2 protein-coding genes are annotated in these 838 nt (G+C 48.4%); both read left to right on the top strand.

The genetic code is table 11. The annotated features are described in order from the left end of the window. Positions 1-420, top strand: a 420-nt coding sequence (gene flgC, locus R7E78_RS25605) for a flagellar basal body rod protein FlgC (protein WP_318058541.1), incomplete at its 5' end; no start/stop codon positions are given. Further along, a partial coding sequence (locus R7E78_RS25600; protein WP_318058540.1) for a flagellar hook capping FlgD N-terminal domain-containing protein occupies positions 420-838 on the top strand: 419 nt, incomplete at its 3' end. The genes flgC and R7E78_RS25600, both read left to right, overlap by 1 nt.

The following is an 838-nucleotide window of genomic DNA, read 5'->3' as shown; positions in this document are numbered from 1 at the left end:
ATTTATTCGATTACTGGCTCTGCGATGACGGCGCAAACCGTTCGCCTAAACACGGTTGCCAGTAACCTTGCGAACGCGGATGCGGTGTCTGCAAACCCAGATGATGCGTACAAAGCACTTAAACCTGTGTTCGCTACCGTGTATCAAAAAACGCAAATGACGGCAGAAAACGGCATTTACCCAAATGCTGAAGTGCGTATTGTCGATGTGGTGCAAAACAAAGGTCAGGCCGAAAAACGCTTTGAGCCAAATAACCCACTCGCTAACGGCGAAGGTTACGTTTACTACCCAGACATCGACGTGGTTGCGGAAATGGCGGACATGATGTCAGCGACTCGCAGCTTCGAAACGAACGTGGAAGTGTTGGCAAATGTGAAAAGCATGCAGCAAGGCTTGCTTCGTTTAGGGCAGGGCAGCTAATGAGTCTTGCACAGTACACGGCATTATCGTCGGACGCTCCGGTTAAAGCGGCAGCAAAAGAAAACAGTGGCATTGCGCCAAACCCAACGGATAAGAACAGCGCGTCTTCACTTCAAAATGAGTTCATCTCTTTGATGGTGGCACAAATTCAAAACCAAGATCCGTTAAACCCGTTAGATGGCACAGAGTACGTCGGTCAGTTGGCGCAGTTCTCTCAAGTTCAAAGTACCGAGAACATGTCGAAGGTCATGCAAAACAGCATGGTGCTACTCGACAACATGCAAGTGCTATCGACCGCCGGTTTGGTTGGTCAAACGGTTTACGTGAATTCAAAAGAATTCGAACTGGGTGATGGTGCGCAAAACGGCAAAATCGAACTGAGTCACGGTTCAAACCAAGTGACTTTAGTTGTGAAGGA

It is taken from the genome of Vibrio sp. YT-19(2023) (assembly GCF_033337395.1).
The sequence above is the reverse complement of the archived record's forward strand: the minus strand, read 5'-3'. Positions and strand labels throughout refer to the sequence as shown.